This is a genomic window from Micromonospora craterilacus (assembly GCF_003236315.1).
Classification (GTDB): Bacteria; Actinomycetota; Actinomycetes; order Mycobacteriales; family Micromonosporaceae; genus Micromonospora; species Micromonospora craterilacus.
On the sequence record NZ_POTY01000080.1, the window covers coordinates 20003 to 27359 of the forward strand.

Here is a 7357-nt window from a genome sequence, read left to right on the forward strand (position 1 = left end):
TCCGGCCGGTGGTCCGCCGACGGAGGGACCAGTCGGTCGGCCTAGGCTTGGCGGCAGAGTGACCCACAGCGCTGTGGGTCGAGGGGAGTGGCACCGATGGACCGGCGTCCGGCGATCAAACCGGGACCCGACCTCCGGCAGGCTGACACCGGCCGGGACGACGACAGCTTCGATTCGGCGACCGATGGGGACGGCTTCGGCCGGCTCGACACAGGAGTGACCGGGATGACCGGTTCAAGCATCGACACCCTCTACGACCTGGGTCTGCCGCCGGAGGCGCTGGCGGACGACGTGGAGGACGCCGAACTCGACGAGCCGGTGCCCAACGCCGAGCGGCTGGTGGCACAGGCGGTCGCGCTGGCCGGCGACGACCACGACGCGGCGACCCTGGTGGGCCGGTTCTGGCGGTTCGCGCCGGACGAGGAGCTGATCGGGTTCACCGCCGAGGAGATGCTCGACGCCGCCCGCGCCCACCGGGAGCTGGCCCAGCAGCGGGTGCCGGGTGAGCTGAAGCTGCGGATCCACTCGCCCGACGCCGAACAGCACCACAGCGTCGTCGAGTTCGTCACCGACGACATGCCGTTCCTGGTCGACTCGGTGACCGCCCTGCTCAACACCCACCACCTTGACGTGCACCTGCTGGTCCACCCGCTGGTCGTGGTGCGCCGGGAGCCGCTCGGCCGGCTGGTCGAGGTGGCCGCCGACGTCGAGCCGGACGACGCGATCTCCGGGGACCTGGTCGAGAGCTGGATGCGGATCGAGATCGACCCGGTCCGCGACCCGGAGGAGCGGGACAAGCTGCGCCGCGAGTTGCAGCGGGTGCTCACCGACGTGCGGGAGGCCGTCGAGGACTGGCCGAAGATGCGCCAGCGGGCCATGGCGCTCGCCGACGAGCTGGCCGCCGCGCGGACGAGCGACAGCCGGCCGCCGGTGCCGGAGAAGGACATCACCGACTCGGTGGAGCTGCTGCGCTGGCTCGCCCACGACCACTTCACCTTCCTCGGCTACCGGGAGTACCGGCTGGTGTCGGACTCGGTCCAGGGCGGGGCGGCGCTGGAGGCGGTGCTCGGCACCGGGCTGGGCATCCTGCGGCAGGACTCGCCGGAGGCGCGGGCGCTGTCGTCGATGACGCCGGAGGCGCACGAGAAGGTCACCGAGAAGCGCCTGCTCATCATCACCAAGGCGAACTCGCGGGCCACTGTGCACCGCTCGGCGTACCTGGACTACATCGGTTTCAAGATCTTCGACGAGAACGGTGAGGTGGTGGGCGAGCGGCGGTTCCTGGGCTTGTTCTCGACCGCCGCGTACCGCACCAGCGTGCAGGAGCTGCCGGTGGTCCGGCGCAAGGTCGCCGAGGTGCTGGACCGCTCCGGGCTGAGCCTGCGCAGCCACTCCGGCAAGGACCTGCTCCAGATCCTGGAGACGTACCCGCGCGACGAGCTGTTCCAGATCAAGACCGACGACCTCTACCACGCGGTGATCGGCGTACTGCGGATGGCCGGTCGGCGGCAGCTGCGGGTGTTCCTGCGCCGGGACGCGTACGGGCGGTTCATCTCCTGCCTGATCTACCTGCCCCGGGACCGGTTCACCACGCAGAACCGGCTGCGCATGCAGGACATCCTGCTGCGCGAGCTGAACGGCGTCGGGGTGGACTACACCACCCGGGTGACCGAATCCATGCTGGCCCGGGTGCACTTCATCGTCCGTACCGACCCGACCAGCCCGCCCGGCGACATCGACGCCGATCTGCTCGCCGAGGAGTTGGCCGACGCCACCCGGCTGTGGGACGACGACTACCGGCTGGTGCTGGAGCGCAAGCTCGGCGACGAGCAGGCCAAGCACCTGTTCGGCCGGTACGCCGACGCGTTCCCGGAGGGCTACAAGGACGGGCACACGCCGTACGAGGCGATGAAGGACCTGGCCAAGCTGGAGCTGCTGGAGGAGCCCGGCCAGCTGGAGATGCACCTGTTCCGCAAGCAGCTGATCCCGCGCGCCGGCAGCCGGGGCGCGGACCTCGACGAGTCGATGGACGTCCGGTTCAAGGTCTACCGGTACGGCGAACCGATGATGCTGTCGGCGGTGCTGCCGGTGCTGCACTCGCTCGGCGTCAAGGTGGTCGACGAGCACCCGTACGAGGTGGAACGCGTCGACGGGCGGATCTGGCTGTACGACTTCGGGCTGCAACTGCCCGAGGGGCACCAGGAACTGGCCGAGGTGCGCCCGCACGTGGAGAACGCCTTCGCGGCGGCCTGGCGGGGCGAGGCCGAGGTGGACGGCTTCAACGAGCTGGTGCTGCGCGCCGGGCTGACCTGGCGCCAGGTGGTCGTGCTGCGGGCGTACGCGAAGTACCTGCGCCAGACCGGCACCGTGTTCTCGCAGGACTACATGGAGTCGACGTTCATCGCGTACCCGCGGATCGCCACGCTGCTGGTGCAGCTGTTCGAGACGCGGTTCGAGCCGGGCACGTCCGATGCCGAGCAGCGCGAGCGGCGCAGCGCCGAGCTGGTGTCCGAGATCCGGGCCGCCCTCGACGACGTGGCCAGCCTCGACCAGGACCGGATCCTGCGGTCGTACCTGACCCTGATCCAGGCCACCCTGCGGACCAGCTTCTACCAGAAGCCGGTCGGCGGGAGGCCCAAGCCGTACGTGGCGTTCAAGCTTGACCCGCAGGCGATCCCGGAACTGCCCGCACCGCGGCCGAAGTTCGAGATCTTCGTGTACTCGCCGCGGTTCGAGGGCGTGCACCTGCGGTTCGGGCCGGTGGCCCGGGGCGGCCTGCGCTGGTCGGACCGGCGGGAGGACTTCCGCACCGAGGTGCTCGGCCTGGTCAAGGCGCAGATGGTGAAGAACGCCGTGATCGTGCCGGTGGGCGCCAAGGGCGGCTTCGTGCTCAAGCAGAAGCCGGGCGACCGGGACGAGGCCGTGGTCTGCTACAAGGAGTTCATCTCCGCGTTGCTGGCTGTCACCGACAACATCGCGGCCGGCGAGATCGTGCCGCCCGAGGACGTGGTCCGCCACGACGGCGACGATCCGTACATGGTGGTGGCGGCGGACAAGGGCACGGCGTCGTTCTCCGACATCGCCAACGAGATCTCGATCGCGCACAACTTCTGGATGGGCGACGCCTTCGCCTCCGGCGGCTCGGCGGGCTACGACCACAAGAAGATGGGCATCACCGCCCGGGGCGCCTGGGAGTCGGTCAAGCGGCACTTCCGCGAGCTGGGTCACGACACCCAGCGCCAGGACTTCACCGTCGTCGGCGTCGGCGACATGTCCGGTGACGTGTTCGGCAACGGCATGCTGTTGTCGGAGCACATCCGGCTGGTGGCCGCCTTCGACCACCGGCACATCTTCCTGGACCCGGACCCGGACGCGGCCACCTCGTTCATCGAGCGGAAGCGGATGTTCGAGCTGTCCCGGTCGACCTGGGAGGACTACAACGCGGAGCTGATCTCCGCCGGCGGCGGGGTCTACCCGCGTACGGCGAAGTCGGTGCCGGTGTCGCCGCAGGTCCGCGCGGTGCTCGGGCTGGGCGACGACGTCGAGCAGATGAGCCCGCAGGAGCTGATGAAGGCCATCCTCACCGCACCGGTCGACCTGTTCTGGAACGGCGGCATCGGCACCTACGTCAAGGCGTCCAGCCAGACCAACGCCGAGGTGGGCGACAAGTCCACCGACGCGATCCGGGTCAACGGCAAGGATCTGCGCTGCCGGGTCGCTGGCGAGGGCGGCAACCTGGGCTGGACCCAGCTCGGCCGGATCGAGTACGCCCAGGCGGGCGGGCGGATCTACACCGACTTCATCGACAACGCGGCCGGGGTGGACTGCTCCGACCACGAGGTGAACATCAAGATCCTGCTGAACACCGCGGTCGCCGACAACGAGCTGACCGTTCCCGAGCGGGACGAGCTGCTGGCGCGGATGACCGACGAGGTCGCCGAGCTGGTGCTGCGGGACAACTACGACCAGGCGCGGGCGATCAACAACTCGCAGGCCCAGGCCGCCTCGCTGCTCCCGGTGCACCGGCGCATGATCACCGACCTGGAGCGCTCCGGAACGCTGGACCGGGCGCTGGAGGCGCTGCCGCCGGACGAGGAACTGGCGGTGCGCACCGAGTCCGGGCTGACCGCGCCGGAGTTCGCGGTGCTGCTGGCGTACGTGAAGATCGCGCTGGAGAAGGAGATCCTGGCCGAGGGGCTGGCCGACGAGCAGTGGACCAGCGAGGTGCTGGTCAACTACTTCCCGACCCCGATGCGGGAGCGGTTCGCCGACCGGATGGGCCGGCACCGGCTGCGCCGCGACATCGTGACCACGGTGCTGGTCAACGAGGCGATCAACCGGGGCGGCATCTCGTTCGTCTTCCGGGTGGTCGAGGAGACCGCCGCCACGGCGGCGGACGTGATCCGGGCGTACGTGGTGGTCCGTGAGGTGTTCGGGCTGCGCCAGCTCTGGGACGCGGTCGAGGCGTTGGACAACCGGATCGACCCGGAGTTGCAGACCAGTGTCTACCTGGACACCCGGCGGCTGCTCGACCGGGCGGTGCGCTGGCTGGTGACCAACCGGCGCTCGCCGATCGACGTCCGGGCGGAGATCATCCGGCTGCGTGACGGGGTGGCCCGGCTACTGCCGCAGCTGGAGACGCTGTTCTACGGCAGCGAGCGGGAGGCGATCGCGGCGCACATCGACTCGATGAGCGAGCGTGGTCTGCCCCGCGAGTTGGCCGAGCAGAGCACCCGGCTGATGTACAGCTTCGGTCTGCTCGACGTGGTGGAGACCGCCGCCGGCACCGAGCGGGAGGTGAGCGAGGTGGCCTCGGTCTACTTCGTGCTCTCCGACCGGTTCCGGGTGGACTCGCTGCTGTCGAAGATCTCGCTGCTGCCCCGCGAGGACCGGTGGCAGACCCTGGCCAGGATGGCGCTGCGCTACGACCTGTACGCCGCCCTCGCCGCTCTCACCGCCGAGGTGCTCGACTCCACGTCGGGCGACCTTCCGTCGCAGGAGCGGGTGCAGCAGTGGGAGCAGTCGAACGCCACCTCGATCCACCGCGCCGAGCGGGCGATGGGCGAGTTCGACGAGTCCCGCGCCGACCTGGCGGCCCTCTCGGTCCTCCTCCGCCAGATCCGCACCCTGGTCCGCACCTCGGCCGCCACCTGACCGCCCACCCGCGAGAAATGCATGATTGACCGGCGTTGGCCCGGCGGCTCCGCCGCCGGGCCAACGCCGGTCATGGGTCGTTCCGTCGTGGGTCACGCCACCAGGGAGGCGAAGACGATCACGTTGTCGGGGTAGCTGCGGGTCGTCTCGTTGAACTGGCCGCCGCAGGTGACCACGCGCAGGCCGGGCCGGTTGTTGGGGCCGTAGACCTGCTCGGTGGGGAAGGCGTCCTTCGGGTGGGAGGTCACCGAGTCCACCCGGAAGTTGACCGGACGCCCGTCTTCGCGGTTGACCGTGATGGTGTCACCGGGTTGCAGGGCGCCGAGGGAGAAGAAGACGGCGGGCCCGATCGCCGCCGAGTCGACGTGCCCGACGATGACCGAATTGCCCACCTCACCCGGGCTCGGGCCTGGTTCGTACCAACCGGCGAGCCAGGCCTGGTCCAGTGAGGGCACCTGTACGGTCCCGTCAGGATTGGTGCCGAGCCTCATGATCTCCGCGTTGACGCCGATCCGGGGAATGCTGATCGTGGTGGGGGCGGAACGGGGCAGCCCGGCCGCCGGTGGCGAGTCCTCGCCGTCGAGGTCGGCGTCCTCGAACGGCGCAGCCGACGTGGTCGCCCCCGCTCCGGCCTGCGCCAGAGGCTGGGGTGGTCGGACGGGTTCGGCCGACTTCAGCGAGGCGCCGATCAGCCCGGAGCCCACCATGGCGAGCAGCACGACGACGGCGGCGCCGACGGCGCGCCACGGATAACCGTGACGGCCGCCGGCCCGTCTCGCCATCGCGTCAGACCGTGAACTCATCGGTCCGGCGCCGGCGCATCAGCACGAGGCCACCGAGGGCGGCCGCGCCGACCAGGCTCGCCCCGGCGGTAGCCATGCCGCCGTTGGCGCCGGTGGCCATGCCCCCGTCACCGCCGTCGACCCCGCCGTGCGGCAGGACGACCAGCTCGCCGCTGCCGCAGGAGCCTTCCAGCTTGTACGTGCCGGGCTTGGCGTCCCTGGCGATCCGGGCCTCACCGAAGAAGACGAAGTCCTTCTTGTGCTCCCAGCGGTCGTCGTCCTTGCCGTGCTCGCCCTTGCCCTGCTCTTCGTGCTCGCGGCCCTTCTCGCCGCGCTCGTCGTGGTCGCGGTCCTTCCGGTCGCGGTCCTCGTCGCGGTCCGCGGCGCCGCCGCCCTCGCCCGCCTCGGCACCAGGCTGGGTCGCGGAATCGGCCGACCAGTCGTCGCCGCCGGTCCAGTCCTTCTGGTCCTTGTCCCGGTCCTTGTCCCGGTCCTCGTCCTTCTGGTCCTTGTCCCGGTCCCGGTCCTCGTCCTTCTGGTCCTTCCAGTCGTTCCCGCCGTCCCAGTCGCTGCCGCTGTCCCAGTCCTTCTGGTCGCGGTCCTTGTCCTGGTCCTTGTCCCGGTCCTTGTCCTGGTCCTTGTCGCGGTCCTTGTCCCGGTCGCGGTCCTTGTGGTCCTGGTCCTTGCCCCAGTCGCCGTCCCAGCCCTTGTGGTCGCGGTCCTTGTCGCGGTCCTTGTCGTGGTCGCGGTCCTTGTCCCGGTCCTTGTCGTGGTCCCGGTCCTTGTCGCGGTCCTTGTGGTCCTGGTCCTTGTCCCGGTCCTTGTGGGCCGGTTCGAGCTTGACCTTGCCGGTGACCTTGGACCAGACGAAGGGGTGCTCCTGCGGTTCTTCGCAGATCTGCACCAGCTTGATCTCCTCGCCGGGCTTGGCGGCGTGCGGCTTGGCGAAGACCTTGCCCTCGTCGTCGCGGTGGGGGTGGCCGTCGGCGAACGCGACCCCGGGCGCGAACACCAGCAGGGAGGCGCCGCCGAGCGCAGCACCCGCAACGACCTTCCCCAGCATCTTCTTAGCCATGACCTGTGTCACTCCATCCCTGGTTGTCCTGCGGCCGGTAACAACCGAGCCAGAACCGACGTTAGACCGTTTCGTGACTTTTGCAGGGAAAAATTCGTGTTTGGCATTAGTTCGATTTGTCGGGTGGAACGGTGCCGGTTGGCCGGGGCGTGCCGCCTTGTCGGCGGATGGGGCGGTCCGGCCGGCCTGCCACCCCGTCGACCGTGCGGGCTGCCGATGCCCCGACTGCCCCCGGCAGCCGGAATCGCCCCACGTCCGACGGGTGGGTGCGGCGTCCCATTTCCCGTCGATCTTCAGTCGCCCCTTGCGGCAAAAGCAGCAAAACGTTCATTTTGCCATTCGAAAG

3 protein-coding genes are annotated in these 7357 nt (G+C 69.8%); 1 reads left to right on the top strand and 2 read right to left on the bottom strand.

Annotation, left to right across the window (positions count from 1 at the left end):
* Window positions 1–96: 96 nt before the first annotated feature.
* Window positions 97–5154 carry an NAD-glutamate dehydrogenase gene (locus C1I95_RS14705; RefSeq protein WP_111214389.1) on the top strand — a complete coding sequence of 1686 codons (5058 nt, stop codon included), beginning with the start codon at window positions 97–99 and terminating at the stop codon, window positions 5152–5154.
* A gap of 92 nt (window positions 5155–5246) precedes the next feature.
* Here the strand turns inward: C1I95_RS14705 and C1I95_RS14710 are convergent, their stop codons facing one another.
* Entirely contained in the window at window positions 5247–5936 is a 690-nt protein-coding gene (locus C1I95_RS14710; RefSeq protein ID WP_111214390.1) for a class F sortase, read from the bottom strand.
* Window positions 5937–5940: 4 nt separating this feature from the next.
* Window positions 5941–7011, bottom strand: coding sequence for a hypothetical protein (locus C1I95_RS35235; protein ID WP_158566399.1), 1071 nt, complete (start codon window positions 7009–7011; stop codon window positions 5941–5943).
* Window positions 7012–7357: the final 346 nt, after the last annotated feature.

What these genes read in the sequence shown, in the direction of transcription:
- C1I95_RS14705 (WP_111214389.1), top strand. Translation starts at nt 97, where the DNA reads ATGGACCGGCGTCCGGCGATCAAACCGGGACCCGACCTCCGGCAGGCT.
- C1I95_RS14710 (WP_111214390.1), bottom strand. Translation starts at nt 5,936, where the DNA reads ATGGCGAGACGGGCCGGCGGCCGTCACGGTTATCCGTGGCGCGCCGTC.
- C1I95_RS35235 (WP_158566399.1), bottom strand. Translation starts at nt 7,011, where the DNA reads ATGGCTAAGAAGATGCTGGGGAAGGTCGTTGCGGGTGCTGCGCTCGGC.